Annotated in this window: 16 protein-coding genes; 9 read left to right on the forward strand and 7 right to left on the reverse strand. The window is 65.5% G+C overall.

Going from position 1 to position 16,661, the window contains the following annotated elements; all coding sequences use genetic code 11:
• Positions 1 to 27 precede the first annotated feature (27 nt).
• The 6 genes from ACSVDO_RS09715 to ACSVDO_RS09740 form a co-directional block, all read right to left on the reverse strand.
• Complete coding sequence (locus tag ACSVDO_RS09715; RefSeq protein WP_489596157.1) at positions 28 to 1,503, reverse strand: ankyrin repeat domain-containing protein; 1,476 nt, start codon at positions 1,501 to 1,503, stop codon at positions 28 to 30.
• Positions 1,504 to 1,653: 150 nt separating this feature from the next.
• The gene (locus tag ACSVDO_RS09720) at positions 1,654 to 2,448 is read right to left on the reverse strand and encodes an ABC transporter ATP-binding protein (RefSeq protein WP_489596159.1); all 795 of its coding nucleotides are present in this window, start codon (positions 2,446 to 2,448) and stop codon (positions 1,654 to 1,656) included.
• 16 nt (positions 2,449 to 2,464) lie between these two features.
• Positions 2,465 to 3,355 carry an ABC transporter permease gene (locus ACSVDO_RS09725; protein ID WP_489596161.1) on the reverse strand — a complete coding sequence of 297 codons (891 nt, stop codon included), beginning with the start codon at positions 3,353 to 3,355 and terminating at the stop codon, positions 2,465 to 2,467.
• 109 nt (positions 3,356 to 3,464) lie between these two features.
• The gene (locus ACSVDO_RS09730) at positions 3,465 to 4,430 is read right to left on the reverse strand and encodes an ABC transporter substrate-binding protein (protein WP_332534283.1); all 966 of its coding nucleotides are present in this window, start codon (positions 4,428 to 4,430) and stop codon (positions 3,465 to 3,467) included.
• A gap of 158 nt (positions 4,431 to 4,588) precedes the next feature.
• The gene (locus tag ACSVDO_RS09735; RefSeq protein WP_489596163.1) at positions 4,589 to 6,295 is read right to left on the reverse strand and encodes an electron transfer flavoprotein-ubiquinone oxidoreductase; all 1,707 of its coding nucleotides are present in this window, start codon (positions 6,293 to 6,295) and stop codon (positions 4,589 to 4,591) included.
• Positions 6,285 to 6,446 carry a hypothetical protein gene (locus ACSVDO_RS09740; RefSeq protein ID WP_332534285.1) on the reverse strand — a complete coding sequence of 54 codons (162 nt, stop codon included), beginning with the start codon at positions 6,444 to 6,446 and terminating at the stop codon, positions 6,285 to 6,287. Before ACSVDO_RS09740 ends, ACSVDO_RS09735 begins: the two co-directional genes overlap by 11 nt.
• A 52-nt stretch (positions 6,447 to 6,498) precedes the next feature.
• On the opposite strand from ACSVDO_RS09740, the gene ACSVDO_RS09745 reads away from it, so the two are divergent.
• The gene (locus tag ACSVDO_RS09745; protein WP_332549607.1) at positions 6,499 to 6,921 is read left to right on the forward strand and encodes an acyl-CoA thioesterase; all 423 of its coding nucleotides are present in this window, start codon (positions 6,499 to 6,501) and stop codon (positions 6,919 to 6,921) included.
• A 3-nt stretch (positions 6,922 to 6,924) separates the two neighbouring features.
• Here the strand turns inward: ACSVDO_RS09745 and ACSVDO_RS09750 are convergent, their stop codons facing one another.
• Positions 6,925 to 7,929, reverse strand: coding sequence for a LysR family transcriptional regulator (locus tag ACSVDO_RS09750; protein WP_332534289.1), 1,005 nt, complete (start codon positions 7,927 to 7,929; stop codon positions 6,925 to 6,927).
• Positions 7,930 to 8,071: 142 nt separating this feature from the next.
• On the opposite strand from ACSVDO_RS09750, the gene ACSVDO_RS09755 reads away from it, so the two are divergent.
• From ACSVDO_RS09755 to ACSVDO_RS09790, 8 genes are all read left to right on the forward strand, one after another.
• Positions 8,072 to 9,259 (forward strand): muconate/chloromuconate family cycloisomerase, encoded by a 1,188-nt coding sequence (locus ACSVDO_RS09755; RefSeq protein ID WP_489596165.1) that lies wholly within the window; start codon positions 8,072 to 8,074, stop codon positions 9,257 to 9,259.
• A gap of 58 nt (positions 9,260 to 9,317) precedes the next feature.
• Positions 9,318 to 10,253, forward strand: coding sequence for a catechol 1,2-dioxygenase (gene catA, locus ACSVDO_RS09760; RefSeq protein ID WP_489596167.1), 936 nt, complete (start codon positions 9,318 to 9,320; stop codon positions 10,251 to 10,253).
• Between the two features lie 91 nt (positions 10,254 to 10,344).
• Positions 10,345 to 11,706, forward strand: coding sequence for a Rieske 2Fe-2S domain-containing protein (locus tag ACSVDO_RS09765; protein WP_489596169.1), 1,362 nt, complete (start codon positions 10,345 to 10,347; stop codon positions 11,704 to 11,706).
• A complete protein-coding gene (benB, locus tag ACSVDO_RS09770; RefSeq protein ID WP_489596170.1) occupies positions 11,706 to 12,197 on the forward strand; it encodes a benzoate 1,2-dioxygenase small subunit in 492 nt (163 codons plus the stop codon). The genes ACSVDO_RS09765 and benB overlap by 1 nt, the downstream gene beginning before the upstream one ends.
• Positions 12,198 to 12,213: 16 nt before the next feature.
• Positions 12,214 to 13,233 carry a benzoate 1,2-dioxygenase electron transfer component BenC gene (benC, locus tag ACSVDO_RS09775; RefSeq protein ID WP_489596172.1) on the forward strand — a complete coding sequence of 340 codons (1,020 nt, stop codon included), beginning with the start codon at positions 12,214 to 12,216 and terminating at the stop codon, positions 13,231 to 13,233.
• 13 nt (positions 13,234 to 13,246) lie between these two features.
• Positions 13,247 to 14,020, forward strand: a complete 774-nt coding sequence (locus ACSVDO_RS09780; RefSeq protein WP_489596174.1) for a 1,6-dihydroxycyclohexa-2,4-diene-1-carboxylate dehydrogenase — start codon at positions 13,247 to 13,249, stop codon at positions 14,018 to 14,020.
• Between the two features lie 47 nt (positions 14,021 to 14,067).
• Positions 14,068 to 15,426: an MFS transporter gene (locus tag ACSVDO_RS09785; RefSeq protein WP_332534302.1), complete on the forward strand. Its 1,359-nt coding sequence runs from the start codon at positions 14,068 to 14,070 to the stop codon at positions 15,424 to 15,426.
• A gap of 22 nt (positions 15,427 to 15,448) precedes the next feature.
• Positions 15,449 to 16,612, forward strand: a complete 1,164-nt coding sequence (locus ACSVDO_RS09790; protein WP_489596376.1) for a benzoate/H(+) symporter BenE family transporter — start codon at positions 15,449 to 15,451, stop codon at positions 16,610 to 16,612.
• Positions 16,613 to 16,661 lie beyond the last annotated feature (49 nt).

Raw genomic sequence — 16,661 nt, forward strand, 5'->3', positions numbered from 1 at the left:
GAAACGCAGGCCCCGATGGATTGCCGCTCAGAAGGAGTCATGCAGCGGCGCCGTCAGTCCCGTAGTGTCCGTCGGCGCCATGGGCTCGGCGTATTCATTGATGTCGGTGTCCGTGGCTGTTTCGCTTTCCCAGGTAACGTTCATCAGTTGTAACGAGCTTTCATCGATATCGTCCATGCATTCTTTCCATGCAGTCGCTCTGATCGCTTCGTTGAGGGCGTGCTGCACTGCGCTCCTGCGCTGTGGATCAAGGCATAGACAGGCATAGTCCATAGCGGTTCGCCCCGCAATGTCCGGGATATACAGGTTCGCCCCCGCGTGCACCAGAACGTCGATTGTGCGGGAATTGCCGGCTGCGGCTGCAATCATCAGCGGGGTCGTGCCGTCGCTGTACGCGCGGGCATTGGGGTTGGCGCCGGGGTAGCCATTGTGCGTCTCCAGCAACGCATTGACGACTTCCGGTGAGCGTACCTCGCAGGCCCGCATCAGCAAGGTGTGACCCCTGCCGTCGTCGGCGTCGCCGCCGTATCCGGCGTCGCGCAGAATTTCTATGATGTCCACCGTGCCCACTTCCACGGCAAGCGTCATGGGGTTGTAGGCTTGGTCCTCGGAGCCGTCGGCCTGCGGGGCTGAATGCTCAGGGATCCATTGCGCCGCGGCCTGCCCAATGCCCAACCTGAAAGCTTCCACCAGCGCACGCCAGCCTTCAGGCTCCGCCAAATCCGGGCACGCACCCGCTTCCAGCAGCGCTTCCAGCACCCCAGTATCGGGCGCAACGAGTGCAGGCTCGAGCGCCTGGCGGTTGGCGCCCTCGTTGGGGTCGGCGTTCGCGGCAATCAGGCTGCGTACCAGACGCGCATCTCCCTGCTCGGCCGCATGGGTCAATACGGCCTTGCCGTTGTCATCGACGGCATTGGGATCGGCGCCCGCGGAAAGCAGCAGTTGCGCGGTGTCGGTCAGCTGGTAGACGACGGCCACCACCAAGGCGTCCCGATTCGCGGGATGAGTGAGATCTGCCTTGGCGTCTAGCAGGCTGCGCACCATGCCCGTGTCACGCGATGCGAGCGCCAGCGCGGATTGCCCCAACGCATTGGTGCGGTGCACATCCGCACCAAGTTCTATCAACTTGTCGACCGTGGGCTGGTCGCGGATTTTCACAGCCGCAGTCAACAGATTGTGGCCATTGCCGTATGTGGTGTTGAGGTCCGCTCCGGACGCCACCAGCAATTGGATGATGTCGGGGCGCTGGTTAAGCACGGCATACGACAGCGGCGTAAGGCGATGCGCGTCGGGAAGATCGACGCGGGCTCCCAGGTCGAGCAGTGTCCTGACCGCATCGGGTTGATTGCAAACGGTGGCTGCGATCAGGGCGGTAGTGCTGTCCACGAGGGCGTTGATGTCTGCGCCAGCGTCCAGCAAGCCCCTGAATTCGCCTGTGCGGCCTTCGCATGCGGCGTTGATGAGCTTCCGGTTCAAAACGGTGTTATTCGGGCTCTTTGGCATTGTGTTTGCAAATTAACTATTGATTTATTATATAAATAGTTAAAAGCTATTGCAACAGGCGAAAGCCGGCATTTCGCATTGCCGGTGGACCGCAATGCTGTGGCGCGGGAGCAGGGCGGGACGCGCGTGGTCCGCCCTGCGGGCTGGATCTCAGCCCAGCAGCAAGGCGTCGTCGGCGAGCTTTTCGCCGCGGACTTTCTCGAACATCTTGAGCAGATCGGGCACGTCTAGGCGCTTGCGTTCCTCGCCGCTGACGTCGAGCACCACCTGGCCCTGGTGCAGCATGACCGTGCGGTCGCCCACGTCAAGTGCCTGGCGCATGCTGTGCGTGACCATCATGGTCGTGAGCTTGGCCTCGGCCACGATGCGCGCCGTGAGCTGCAGCACGAAGTCGGCGGTGCGCGGGTCCAGCGCGGCCGTGTGCTCGTCGAGCAGCAGGATGCGCGATGGCTGCAGCGCTGCCATCAGCAGGCTCACGGCCTGGCGCTGGCCGCCCGAAAGCAGGCCAATGCGATCCGACAGGCGCTTTTCGAGGCCCAGACCCAGTGTGGCCAGGCGCTCCTGGAAGACTTCGCGCATTTCGGCACGCACTGCGCGCGTGAGCCGGCGCGACGCGCCGCGGCGCTGGGCCAGCGCCATGTTTTCCTCTATGGTCAGGTCTTCGCAGGTGCCGGCCATCGGATCCTGGAAGACCCGGGCCACGCGCTCGGCGCGCGCCCAGACGGGCAGGGCGGTCACGTCCTGGCCGTGGATCACGATGGAGCCGCCGTCGACGCGCTGGTCGCCCGACACGGCGTTCAGGAAAGTGGACTTGCCCGCGCCGTTGGAGCCGATCACGGTCACGAACTGTCCGGCCGGAATCTCCAGCGACAGTCCGCGCAGCGCGCGGGTTTCGATCGGCGTGCCGGGGTTGAAGGTGAGAACGATGTCTTTTGCACTCAGCATGGGATCTCCGACCGACTTAACGCGGCTTGCGCTTGGACAGCTTCTGCTTGAGCTGCGGGATGACGAGGGCCACGGTCACGAGTACGGCCGTGACCAGGTTCAGGTCCTGCGCCTTGAGGCCGATGAAGTCGCTGTTGAGCGCGGCGGCAATGAAGAAACGGTAGACGATGGCGCCGATCACCACGGCCAGCGTCGCATAGATGATGCGCCGCGAAGGCAGCAGGCTTTCGCCGACGATCACGGCCGCCAGGCCGATGACGATGGTGCCTATGCCCATCGAGATGTCGGAGCCGCCCTGGGTCTGCACGAACAGCGCGCCGCCCAGGCCCACCAGGCCGTTGGAGACCGCCATGCCCAGCAGGATCATGCCGCCGGTGTTCACGCCCTGGGCGCGCGCCATGCGCGCGTTCGAGCCTGTGGCGCGGATCGCCAGGCCGCGTTCGGTCGAGAAGAACCAGTCCATCGCGAGCTTGGCGATCAGCACGATCACTGCCAGGATCAGCGGGCGCGCGACGTAGTCGGGCATGCCTTCGGGCTGCAGCAGGGTGAACAGCGTGGCGTCGTTGATCAGCGGCACATTGGGGCCGCCCATGATGCGCAGGTTGACCGAGTACAGCGCGATCATCATCAGAATGGACGCGAGCAGGTCCATGATCTTGAGCTTGACGTTGAGCCAGCCCGTGACCATGCCCGCGGCAGCGCCCGCGGCCGTCGCGGCCAGCGTCGCGAGCCAGGGGTTGGTGCCCGTGGAAATCAGGATGGCGCAGACCGCGCCGCCCAGCGGAAAGCTGCCGTCCACGGTGAGGTCGGGAAAGCGCAGCAGCCGAAACGAGATGAAGACGCCCAGCGCCACCAGGCTGAAGATCAGGCCGATCTCGATGGCGCCAAGAAATGAGAAAAATGACATGGGGAGTGCGGTTGCGCCCGCAGGCTGGGTAAAAACAATGGCAGGTCCGTGCATCGTACGGTACCTGCCATATGGAAGCCCCCACCGGGCTATATACCCGGGTGGTCTTTTATTGAATCACTTGCGCGGCCGACTTGACCAGCGCATCCGACAGCTTCACGCCTTGCTTCTCGGCGGCACCGGGGTTCACGAAAAGCTCCATCTTGGTGCTCACCTCGGGCTTGATGTCGCCGGGCTTCTCGCCCTTGAGGATGCGCGCCACCATGCGGCCGGTCTGCTCGCCCAGGTCACGGTAGTTGATGCCGTATGCCGCAACCGCGCCGCGCTTGACGGAGTCGGTGTCGGAAGCAACCAGCGGGATTTTCGCATCCTGCCCGACCTTGACCAAAGCTTCGTAGGCCGAAACCACGTTGTTGTCGGTGTTGGTATAGATCACATCGACCTTGCCGACCAGGCTGCGCGCGGCGCTGCTGACGTCGACCGAGCGCGGCGCGGCGGCTTCGACCAGCGTCAGGCCCAGGGTAGGCAGGAGTTTCTGCATTTCCTTGACCACGACCATGGAGTTCGCTTCGCCCGGGTTGTAGACGATGCCCACGCGCTTGGCGTTGGGCACGACCTGCTTGACCAGCTGCATCTGCTTGTCGAGCGCGAGCAGATCGGACACGCCGGTCACGTTGCCCTTGCTCGGCTCCCAGCTGGGCAGCAGCTTGGCGGCCACGGGGTCGGTCACGGCCGAGAACACCACGGGCACGGCCTTGGTCGCGGCAACCACTGCCTGGGCCGAGGGCGTGGCGATGGCGACGATGGCGTCGGGCTTGTCACCGATGAACTTGCGCGCAATCTGCGCGGCCGTGCCGGTATTGCCCTGGGCGCTCTGGTATTGCCACTTGAGATTCTTGCCGGTTTCAAAGCCCGCATCCTTGAGCGCGGCCTGCACGCCGTCGCGCACCGCGTCGAGCGCGGGGTGTTCGACGATGGCGGTCACGGCCACCGATTTCTGCTGGGCATGCACCGAAGTCATCGATGCCAGGGCCAGGGCCACCGCGCCCAGTGGCGCCAAGGACAGGAATTTCATTTGTATCTCCACCGCTGAATGAATGTTGTGCTCCGAACGAAGCCTCGATTCGAAGTCTACTGCAGCCCAGGCCGCTTGCGAACGAGTCCGACCCCCGAGGTTTCCACGGGACGCGCGCGGCCTGCGATGAAAAAAGGCCTGCAGTGCAGGCCCTTCGTTTACATGCCCGAATAGTTCGGGCCGCCACCGCCTTCGGGCGTGACCCAGACGATGTTCTGCGTCGGGTCCTTGATGTCGCAGGTCTTGCAGTGCACGCAGTTCTGTGCGTTGATCTGCAGGCGCTGGCTGTCGCCGCCCTTGCTTTCGTCGGGCACGAATTCGTAGACGCCGGCCGGGCAGTAGCGGCTCTCGGGGCCTGCATAGCGCGCGAGGTTGATGTCCACGGGCACGCTCGCGTCCTTGAGCGTCAGGTGGGCCGGCTGGTTCTCGGCGTGGTTGGTGTTGCTGATGAACACGCTCGACAGGCGGTCGAAGGTCAGCTTGCCATCGGGCTTGGGATAGACGATGGGCTGGCACTCGGCCGCGGGCTTGAGGTAGGCGTGGTCGGGCTTGTCGCGGTGCAGCGTCCAGGGGATGTTGCCCTTGAGCACGAATTGCTCCAGGCCGTTCATCAGGGTCGCGGTGGTCAGACCCTTCTTGAACCAGGCCTTGAAGTTGCGGCTCTTGTTGAGTTCGGTGTAGAGCCAGCTGTTCTCGAACGCCGTGATGTAGCTGTTCAGTTCGTCGCCCTGGCGGCCGGCCTGGATGGCCTCGAACGCGGCTTCGGCGGCCAGCATGCCGGTCTTGATCGCGGCGTGGCTGCCCTTGATGCGGCTGACGTTGAGAAAGCCCGCGTCGCAGCCGACCAGCGCGCCGCCGGGGAACACGAACTTGGGCAGCGACAGCAGGCCGCCGGCGGTGATCGCGCGCGCGCCGTAGCCTATGCGCTTGGCGGGCTTGATGCCCTTGGCTTCGTCGCCTTCGAGGTAGTAGCGGATGTTGGGATGGGTCTTCCAGCGCTGCATTTCCTCGAACGGGCTCAGATACGGATTCGAGTAGTCGAGGCCCGTGATGAAGCCCAGCGTGACCTTGTTGTCTTCCATGTGATACAGGAAGGCGCCGCCGTAGGTGTCGGCCTTCATGGGCCAGCCTGCGGTGTGCAGCACGAAGCCCGGCTGGTGGCGCGCCGGGTCGATTTCCCAGAGCTCCTTGACGCCCAGGCCGTAGGTCTGCGGATCGCGCCCTTCGTCGAGCTTGTAGCGCGCGATCAGCTGGCGGCCCAGATGGCCGCGCGCGCCTTCGGCGAAGATCGTGTACTTGCCGTGCAGTTCCATGCCCAGCTGGAAGTCGCCCGTGGGTTCGCCATCCTTGCCCACGCCCATGTTGCCCGTGGCCACGCCTTTGACCGAGCCGTCCTCGTTGTAGAGCACTTCGGCCGCGGGAAAGCCGGGGAAGATTTCCACGCCCAGGCCTTCGGCCTGCTCGGCCAGCCAGCGCACGACGTTGCCCAGGCTCACGATGTAGTTGCCGTGGTTCTGGAAGCAGGCCGGCAGCAGGAAGTTGGGCGTGCGCAGCGACGACTTCTCGCCCAGGAACACCATGGCGTCGTCGGTCACGGGCTGGTTCAGCGGCGCGCCGAGTTCCTTCCAGTTGGGAATCAGCTCGGTCAGCGCCTTGGGGTCCATGATCGCGCCGGACAGGATGTGGGCACCGGGTTCCGAGCCTTTTTCGAGCACCACGACCGACAGTTCCTGGCCTTTTTCGGCGGCCAGCTGCTTCAGGCGAATCGCGGTGGACAGGCCGCCTGGGCCGCCGCCGACCACGACCACGTCGTATTCCATGGCCTCGCGGGGGCCGTACTGGGCCAGGATTTCATCATTTGTCATCGGGCGTCTCTTTTTGATTCAGATGGGTAGGCGTAACGCGGCGCACCTCGGCCGGGCGCGCTCCAGCAGCGGCTGATTCTATGCGCAGCGCGTGCGCGTTCATGTCACCTCGGATTTTTTCTGCGGCCGCTGTCGCCTCGGAGGCGGTCATTCAGCGCCATCCCTGCGATGCTGGCGGGCATGCCGAATAACCAGGATATCCGATGAAAATTGAAATTCCGCAGAACAAGAAACGGGTCCACGAGCTGCGCTTTCCAGTGCGCTGGGGCGACATGGACGCCATGGGCCATGTCAACAACAGCCAGTATTTTCGCTATATGGAGACGGCGCGCATCGAGTGGATGTGCGCCATCGGCTGTCAGCCGGCGCCGCAAGGCCAGGGGCCGGTGATCGTCAATGCGTTCTGCAATTTCTACCAGCAGCTGGCCCATCCCGACCAGCTGCTGCTGACCACCTATGTCAGCGACCCGGGTCGCTGCACGTTCGAGAGCTGGTGCACGATAGAGCGCGAAAGCCAGCCGGGTTTGATTTGCGCGGCCGGCGGCGCGACCGTGATCTGGGTCGATGCGGCGCTGCAAAAAGCCAGCCCGCTGCCGGATTGGATGCGCGCGCTGGTGAGCGAATGAGCGTCAAGGACCGGCTTTTTTCCTGCCGCGCGGCCTGGGCGCTGGTGCCGGCGGGGTTTCCCGGTCTTCGTCGGGCGCCGTCTTGCCGCTGGGAAAGGCGTTGGTCTGAAAATCGAGCCAGGGGGGATTTTGCGTATACATCAGCGCGATCAGCTCCTTGATCGCGGGGATGTACCAGGAGTCGTCGTTGAGGCGGTGGCTCAGGATGATGGGCGAGGTCGCCTGCTCGTCCTCGATCAGGCGGTAGACCAGGTCGGAGCGCAGCCGGGCCGCGGCCGGCACTATGCACACGCCGATTTCGCAGGCCACCAGCCCGAGCGCGGCCTGCAGCTCGCGCACTTCATGCACCTGGGCCAGCGGCACTGCCTGCTCGTGCAGCAGGCCCAGCACGTGGTCGGCGTAGCTGGGCCGGGGCTCCTTGGGAAACACGATCAGGTGCTGGTTCGCGATCTCGCTCAGCCGCACCGGGCCGCTGCTGGCGGCCAGCGGTGAACTCGGTGCCAGCGCCAGCACCAGCCTTTCCTCGCGCAGCACCGAGCGCGCCACCGAGGTGTCACGCGTCCTGATGCGGCCGAATCCCAGGTCGATGCGGCCCGACTTGAGCTCGGTGATCTGCTGCACCGAACTCAGGTCGACCAGGTGCACGTCGGTGTCCGGATACTTCTGGCGGAACATCCGCACCAGCATCGGCAGGCCGCCGTACAGCGTGGAGCCCACATAGCCTATGGAGATCGACTGGCGCAGGTTGCGGCCCGCCTGGCGCATGCCGGTCTTCATCTGATCGACGCGCTGCAGCACCTGCAGCGACTGCTCGTAAAACAGCCTGCCGGCTTCGGTCAGTGCCACGGGCCGGCTGTTGCGCAGTACCAGCTGCACGCCCAGCTCCTCTTCGAGCAGCTGGATCTGGCGGCTCAGCGGGGGCTGGGCGATGTGCATCTGTTCCGCGGCACGCGTGAAATTGCGCGTATTGGCGACGGCGACGAAGTAGCGCAGCTGGCGTAGATCCATAAGGGAAAACGATATGGTTGATGATTTTTAAGCCGTAAGTCATTGTTTTGCAATGCGTGTTCTGTGAATTATATGGAAAAGGTATCGAACTAGATTGATTTGGTGTTGGCGTGCTGCGCGGGGCCAGGATTCCAATGGAGGCATGCAACATTCATCCCGCTTCTCGCAGCCCGGCGCTGTCGCTGCCGCGCCCGTGATCATCGAAAAGGTCGAGACCATGCTGGTCGACCTGCCGACGATTCGTCCCCACAAGCTCTCCATGGCCGTGATGAGCGGCCAGACCCTGATGCTGGTGCGCATCCACTGCGCGGACGGCACGGTCGGGGTGGGCGAAGGCACGACGATTGGCGGCCTGGCCTACGGCGGCGAGTCGCCCGAAGGCATGAAGCTGGCGATCGATACCTATTTCACGCCCCAGTTGCTGGGCGCCAACGCCAACCGCGTGGCGGCCGTGATGGCCGGGCTCGACCGGGGCATACGCGAGAACCGCTTTGCCAAGTGCGCCGTCGAAACGGCGCTGTTCGACGCGCTGGGCCAGCGCGTGGGCCTGCCGGTGTCCGAGCTGCTGGGCGGGCGCCTGCGCGACCAGTTGCCCGTCGCCTGGACGCTGGCGTCCGGCGACACGGCCAAGGACATCGACGAGGCGCAGCGCATGCTGGACCAGCGCCGGCACCGCATCTTCAAGCTCAAGATCGGCCGCAAGCCGGTGCGCGAGGACATCGCCCATGTGGCGGCAATCAAGCAGGCGCTGGGCGAGCAGGCCGCGGTGCGCGTCGATGTGAACATGGCCTGGACCGAGCTGCAGGCCCAGTACGGCCTGGCCGGCCTGGTCGATGCCGGCTGCGAGCTGGCCGAGCAACCCGTGGCCAGCGCCGAGGCCCTGGCCCGTCTCAAGGGCAGGTTCCCGATCGCGCTCATGGCCGATGAATCGCTGATGGGCCCGGCGACGGCCTTTTCCCTGGCGCGCAACGCCGCGGCCGATGTGTTTGCCATCAAGACCGAGCAGTCGGGCGGCCTGCAGGCCGCGCAGCAGGTCGCGGCCATCGCCGATGCGGCGCAGATCGAGCTGTACGGCGGCACCATGCTCGAAGGCGCGTTCGGCACCATTGCCTCGGCCCAGGTGTTCTCCACCTTCCGTGCGCTGCAGTGGGGCACCGAGCTGTTCGGCCCGCTGCTGCTGACCGAGGAAATCCTGACCCAGCCGCTGGAATACAAGGATTTCCACCTCACGCTTCCCGCCGGCCCGGGGCTGGGAATCGCGCTGGACGAAGACCGCGTGCGCCACTTCCGCCGCGACCGCACGCGCGTCAGCGTCCCGACCTTTGCCTGACGCCGCGGGCACAGCCAAGCCTTTCAGATCACAACAAACCCCCGTTCAGGAGACCACGATGAGCACGCAAATCTTTCACACCCCCGAAGTCCAGGACTTTCTGCGCCTGGCCAGCGGCCTCGACCAGCCAGGCGGCAATGCCCGCACCAAGGCCATCATCCACCGCATCCTCAGCGACCTGTTCAAGACCATCGAAGACCTGGACATCACGTCCGACGAGTACTGGGCCGGCGTTGCCTATCTGAACCAGCTGGGCGCGCGCGGCGAAGCCGGCCTGCTGTCGCCCGGCCTGGGCCTGGACCGCTACTTCGACATGCGCATGGATGCCGAAGACGCGGCGCTGGGCGTGGCCAACGGCACGCCGCGCACCATCGAAGGCCCGCTGTATGTCGCCGGCGCACCCGTGGAGCAGGGCTTCGCGCGCCTGGACGACGGCAGCGACGCCAACGGCCACACGCTGATCATGCACGGCACGGTGCACGGGGCCGACGGCCGGCCGCTGCCCGGCGCGACGGTGGAAGTCTGGCACGCGAACACCAAGGGTTTCTATTCGCACTTCGACCCTACCGGCGAACAAAAGCCGTTCAACATGCGCCGCACCATCGTCACCGATGCGCAGGGCTGCTATCGCTTCCAGAGCATCGTGCCCGTGGGCTATGGCTGCCCGCCCGACGGCCCGACGCAGGCGCTGCTCAACCAGCTCGGCCGCCATGGCAACCGCCCCGCGCACATCCACTTCTTCGTCAGCGCCGAAGGCCACCGCAAGCTGACCACGCAGATCAACATCGATGGCGATCCGCTGGTGTATGACGACTTCGCCTATGCCACGCGCGAAGGCCTGGTGCCGCCGCTGGTCGAGCGCAGCGATGCGGACAGCATCGAGCGCAACGGCCTGAGCGGCCCGTTTGCCGAGATCGCGTTCGACATCACGCTCAGCGCGCTGGTCGACGGCGTCGACAACCAGATCGTCGAGCGCGCGCGTCTGGCGGCCTGAAGCCATTGCCCCCAGCCCCATGCGGGGCCTGTCTGCAGCTACCGACCGCGATGGGCATCGCGGCGGATGAACCCACCCCAAGGAAATTCCCATGAACACCACCGCATCAACAGATCGCTACGGTGAAGTCGAAAAACTGCTGGACTCGGCCCTGCAGGACGACAAGGACAGCGGTGTCTTTCGCTGCCGTCGCGACATCTTCACCGACCCCGCGCTTTTCGAGCTGGAGATGAAGCACATCTTCGAAGGCAACTGGGTCTATCTCGCGCACGAGAGCCAGATTCCCGCGATCAACGACTACTTCACCACCACCATAGGCCGCCAGCCGGTGGTCATCACGCGCGGCAAGGACGGCCAGCTCAACGCCGTGATCAACGCCTGCGCCCACCGCGGCGCGATGCTGTGCCGCAAGAAGCACGGCAACAAGGGCAGCTTCACCTGTCCGTTCCACGGCTGGACGTTCAGCAATACCGGCAAGCTGCTCAAGGTCAAGGACGAGAAGACCACCGAGTACCCGGTGCAGTTCAACACGCAAGGCTCGCACGATCTCAAGAAGGTGGCGCGCTTCGAAAGCTACAAGGGCTTTCTGTTCGGCAGCCTCAACGCCGACGTGCTGCCGCTGGCGGATTATCTGGGCGAGACCCGGGTCATCATCGACCAGATCGTCGACCAGGCGCCCGAGGGCCTGGAAGTGCTGCGCGGCAATTCCAGCTACACCTATGACGGCAACTGGAAGCTGCAGATGGAAAACGGCAGCGACGGCTACCACGTCAGCTCCGTGCACTGGAACTACGCCGCGACCATGGGCCGGCGCAAGGACGGCGGCACCAAGGCGGTCGACGCCAACGGCTGGAGCAAGAGCGTGGGCGGCGTCTACGGCTTCGAGCACGGCCATATCCTGCTGTGGACCCAGACCATGAACCCCGAGGTGCGTCCGGTCTACCACCGCCGCGAGGAGCTTGCCCAGCGCCTGGGCGAGGATACGGCCAACTTCATCGTCGGCCAGACGCGCAACCTGTGCCTCTATCCCAATGTCTATCTGATGGACCAGTTCTCCACGCAGATCCGGGTCACGCGCCCGATCAGCGTCGACAAGACCGAAATCACCATCTACTGCTTCGCGCCCAAGGGCGAGAGCGCCGAGGACCGCGCGCTGCGCATCCGCCAGTATGAGGATTTCTTCAACGTCTCGGGCATGGGCACGGCCGACGATCTGGAGGAGTTCCGCTCCTGCCAGACCGGCTACGCAGGCAAGGCCGCACCGTGGAACGACCTGAGCCGCGGCGCGCCGCTGTGGGTCCAGGGCGCCGACGAGAACGCGCAGCGCATGGGAATGAAGCCGCTGATCAGCGGCGGGCGCAGCGAGGACGAGGGGCTGTTCGTGTGCCAGCACGACTACTGGGCCGAATCCATGCGCCGCGCGGTGAAGTCCGAGCGCGAAGGAGACCTGTAATGAGCGCGGAACACGCCAGCATCTGCGCCTTCCTCTACCGGGAAGCGCGCCACCTCGACGATCGCGAATGGGAGCCCTGGCTGGCGCTGTATGCGCCCGAAGCCGAATACTGGATGCCCGCCTGGGACGACGACGACAAGTTGACCGAGGACCCGCACCGCGAGATCTCGCTGATCTATTACCCCAACCGCAACGGCCTGGAAGACCGGGTGTTCCGCATCCAGACCGAGCGCTCGAGCGCGTCCATGCCCGAGCCGCGCACCTGCCACATGCTGAGCAATGTGGAAGTGCTTGACGAGCGCGGCGATCAGGTGGACGTGCGCTACAACTTCCACACGCTGAGCCACCGCTACAAGGCGACCGACCAGTTCTTCGGCACCATCTTCGTGACCTTGAAGAAGGACGCGGACGGCAGCTATCTGATCCTGCGCAAGAAGATCGTCCTCAAGGACGACTACATCCGCCAGGTCATCGACATCTATCACATCTGACACGAAAGGATTGACGATGACCAGCTATCGCATCGCGCTGAATTTCGAGGACGGCGTCACGCGCTTCATCGACTGCGGCGCCAACGAAAAAGTGCTTGATTCGGCGTTTCGCAATCGCATCAACCTGCCCATGGACTGCTCGGACGGCGTCTGCGGCACCTGCAAGTGCCGCGCCGAGGCCGGCAGCTATGACCTGGGCGACGAGTACATCGACGAGGCGCTGACCGAGGAGGAGGCCGGCGCGGGCCTGGTGCTGACCTGCCAGATGGTGCCGCGCTCCGACTGCGTGATCTCGGTGCCCATGTCGTCCACGGCCTGCAAGACCGCCACCGCGCAGTTCGCGGCCTCGGTGGCGCAGGTGGCGCGCCTGGGTGACGCGGCCTACGAGCTGGTGCTGGACGCGCCGGACGCGGCGCCGGTGTTCCTGCCCGGGCAGTACGTCAACATCGGCGTGCCCGGCAGCAGCCAGCACCGTTCCTATTCGTTCAGCTCGCTGCCGGGCGCAGGCCGCATGGGCTTTCTGGTCAAGCAGGTGCCGGGCGGGCTGATGAGCTCCTGGCTGCAGGCCGCCCAGGCCGGGCAGGCGCTGGAGATGACCGGTCCGCTGGGCAGCTTCTACCTGCGCGCCGTGACCCGGCCGCTGCTGCTGCTCGCTGGCGGCACGGGTCTGGCGCCGTTTCTCTCCATGCTCGAAGTGCTGGCGCTGAAGGGCACGGACCAGCCCGTGCACCTGATCTACGGCGTCACGCGCGACCAGGATCTGGTGCTGGTCGACAGGCTTGTCGAGTACGCCCAGCGCATTCCCGGCTTCACATTCAGCACCTGCGTGGCCGATGCCGCGACCACGCACGAGCGCCAGGGCTATGTGACCCAGCACATGCCGGCCGCGGTGCTGCACGGCGGCGATGTCGATGTCTATCTGTGCGGCCCGCCGCCCATGGTGGACGCGGTGCAGCAGCACTTCAAGTCCGCGGGCATTGCGCCGGCCAATTTCCATTACGAAAAATTCACCCCGACCCAGCCGGTCGCGGCATGAACGGAGACAGTCCATGAAGACATTCGAAGGCAAGGTGATGCTGATCACCGGCGCGGCCCAGGGCATAGGCGAGCGCGTGGCCGAACTGGCCGCGGCGCAGGGCGCGCGGCTGGCGCTGGTCGACCGCTCGCCGCTGGTGCAGGACCTGCGCGCGCGGCTCGAGGCCCTGACCGAAGTGCTGGCGCTGGAGCTGGACCTGGAGCAGTTCGATGGCGCCCAGCAGGCCGCGCAGCGCACCCACGAAAGGTTCGGCCGCATCGACATCCTGGTCAACAACGTGGGCGGCACGATCTGGGCCAAGCCCTACGAGGAATACGCGCCGCAGGAAATCGAGGCCGAGGTGCGGCGCTCGCTGTTTCCCACGCTGTGGGGCTGCCGCGCAGTGCTGCCGTACATGGTCGCGCAGCAGCAGGGCGCCATCGTCAATGTCTCGTCGATCGCCACGCGCAGCGTCAACCGCGTGCCCTACGGCGCGGCCAAGGGCGGCGTGAATGCGCTGACCGCCTGCCTGGCCTTCGAGAACGGCGAGCGCGGCATTCGCATCAATGCGGTCGCGCCCGGGGGCACCGAGGCGCCGCCGCGGCGCATTCCGCGCAACGCGGCCGAGCAGAGCCCGGCCGAAAAGGCCTGGTACCAGCAGATCGTCGACCAGACCGTCTCCAGCAGCCTGATGAAGCGCTACGGCTCGCTGGACGAGCAGGCCGCGGCGATTCTCTTTCTCGCGTCCGACCAGGCTTCCTACATCACGGGCACGGTGCTGCCCGTCGGTGGCGGCGACCAGGGCTGACGCCGCAGCGCTGACAACGACAACAAACCAGCACAACAGGAGACAACATGAAGACATTGGATGTGAACGAGGTGATCGACAACGCGCGTTTCACGCGCTTTCACTGGACGGTGATGTGGCTGTGCGCCACGCTGCTGATCTTCGACGGCTACGACCTGTTCATCTATGGCGCGGTGCTGCCCACGCTGATGCAGCATTGGCAGCTCACGCCGGTGCAGGCGGGTGCGCTGGGCAGCTATGCGCTGTTCGGCATGATGTTCGGCGCGTTCATCTTCGGTCCGCTGGCCGACCGCATAGGCCGCAAGAAAGGCATTGCGATCAGCTTTGTGCTGTTCAGCCTGGCGACGTTCTGCAGCGGTTTCGCGGCCACGCCCACCGAGTTCGGCATCTTCCGCTTCATTGCCGGTCTGGGCTGCGGCGGCCTGATGCCCAATGCGGTGGCGCTGATGAACGAGTACGCGCCCAAACGCTCGCGAAGCACGCTGGTGGCCATCATGTTCAGCGGCTACTCGCTGGGCGGCGTGCTGTGCGCCGGCCTGGGCATCTACATGCTGCCGCGGTTCGGCTGGCAGTCGATGTTCTTTGCGGCCGCCGCGCCGCTGGCGATCCTGCCCATCGTGCTGTGGAAGCTGCCCGAATCGGTGGGCTTCATGCTGCGCCAGGGCCAGCATGAGAAAGCCCGCGCCACGCTGCTGAAGATGGCGCCGCATCTGGATCTTGCGGACACGCAACTGGTGCAGTCGGGCACCAAGGGCGCAGGCGCGCCCATGCTGGACCTGTTCAAGGACGGACGCAGTCTTGGCACGTTCATGATCTGGCTGTCGTTCTTTTGCTGCCTGCTGATGGTCTATGCGCTAGGCTCCTGGCTGCCCAAGCTGATGGCCAGCGCCGGCTACAGCCTGGGCTCCAGCCTGTCCTTCCTGCTGGCGCTCAATTTCGGCGGCGTGATCGGCGCGATTGCGGGCGGCTGGCTCGGTGACCGTTTCAGCCTGCCCAAGGTGATGGTCGGCTATTTCGCGCTGGGCACGGCGTCGATTGCGCTGCTGGGCTTCAACAGCCCCATGCCCATGCTCTATCTGCTGATCGTGATTGCGGGCGCCACCACCATAGGCACGCAGATCCTGCTGTATGCCAACACCGCGCAGTTCTATCCGCTGGCAATCCGTTCGACCGGCATTGGCTGGGCTTCGGGCGTGGGCCGCATCGGCGCGATTGTCGGGCCGCTGCTGGGCGGCTCGCTGATGGCCGCGGCGCTGCCGCTGAAGATGAACTTCCTGGTGTTCGCCGTTCCCGGCCTGGTGGCGGCGCTGGCCATAGGCGTCTTCATGCTGGTCTATCGCGCGCGTGCCGCTGCGCCCACGCTTGCCGCCCAGCCACCCGCGGTCGGTGCGCGCAAGCTGGCCTGAAGCCGCCGCGCTGCGCATGCCAATGAGCTTCAAGGACTTCTCCCTCAGCGCCTGGGTCGCCGGCGCACTCGCGGTGCTGATTTCATACTGCGGGCCACTGGTGATCTTCATCCAGGCCGCGCAGGCCGGGGGCATGGACGCGCAGACGCTGAGCTCGTGGATCTGGGCGATTTCCCTGGGCGCGGGGCTCAGCGGCCTGCTGCTGAGCGCCTGGCTGCGCCAGCCCATCATCACGGCCTGGTCGGCGCCGGGAACGGCGCTGCTGTTGAGCCTGTTTCCGCAGATATCCATGGCCGAGGTGGTGGGGGCCTACCTCACGACGGCAGTGCTGGTCATCGCCATCGGCGTCACGGGCTGCTTCGAGCGCATCGTGCGGCTGATTCCCAAAGGCATTGCGGCCGGGATGCTGGCCGGCATCCTGTTCCAGTTCGGCGCGCAGGCGTTTCGCGCCAGCGCCGACATGGCGCCGCTGGTGTTGGCGATGCTTGCGGCCTATCTGCTGGGCCGGCGCCTGTGGCCGCGCTATGCCATCGTGCTGGTGGCCGGGGTGGGCCTTGCGGTGGCGACGCTGCTGGGCGACACGCGGTTGCAGATGCTCGCGCCGGTGCTGGCCAGCCCGGTATTTGTCGCGCCGGCGTTTGGCTGGAGCGCCTTCTTCAGCTTCACCGTGCCCTTGCTGCTGGTGAGCCTGACCGGCCAGTATCTTCCGGGCATGAGCCTGCTGCGGCTTGCGGGTTATCAGACCCCGTCGCGCGCCGTGCTGACCGGCACGGGCCTGGCCTCGCTGCTGGTGGCCTGCTTTGGCGGCATCACCATCGTGCTGGCTTCCATCACCGCCGCGCTGTGCACCGGCGCCGACGCCCATGCCGATGCGCGCAGGCGTTATGTCGCGGGCATTGCCAGCGGCATCTTCTACCTGGTCGGCGCGGCGTTTGCGGGCAGCATCGTGCTGCTGTTCAATGCCTTTCCGCCGCCCTTCATTGCCGCGTTGGCGGGGCTGGCGTTGATCGGCGCAATTGCCAGCAACCTCGAATTGCTGGCGCAGCAGCGCGGCACGCTCGAAGCTTCGGTGATTGCCTTTCTGGCCACGGCCTCGGGCATGTCGCTGTTCGGGCTGGGCGCCGCGTTCTGGGGCGTGGTGCTGGGCATGGCCAGCCACCTCATGCTGCGCCCACGCGTCACCTGAGCGCCCGCGCCTTGCCGCGAAAACCGCCGCCACGAGGTCTTCGCTGGAT

It is taken from the genome of Comamonas sp. DB36 (genome assembly GCF_057914905.1).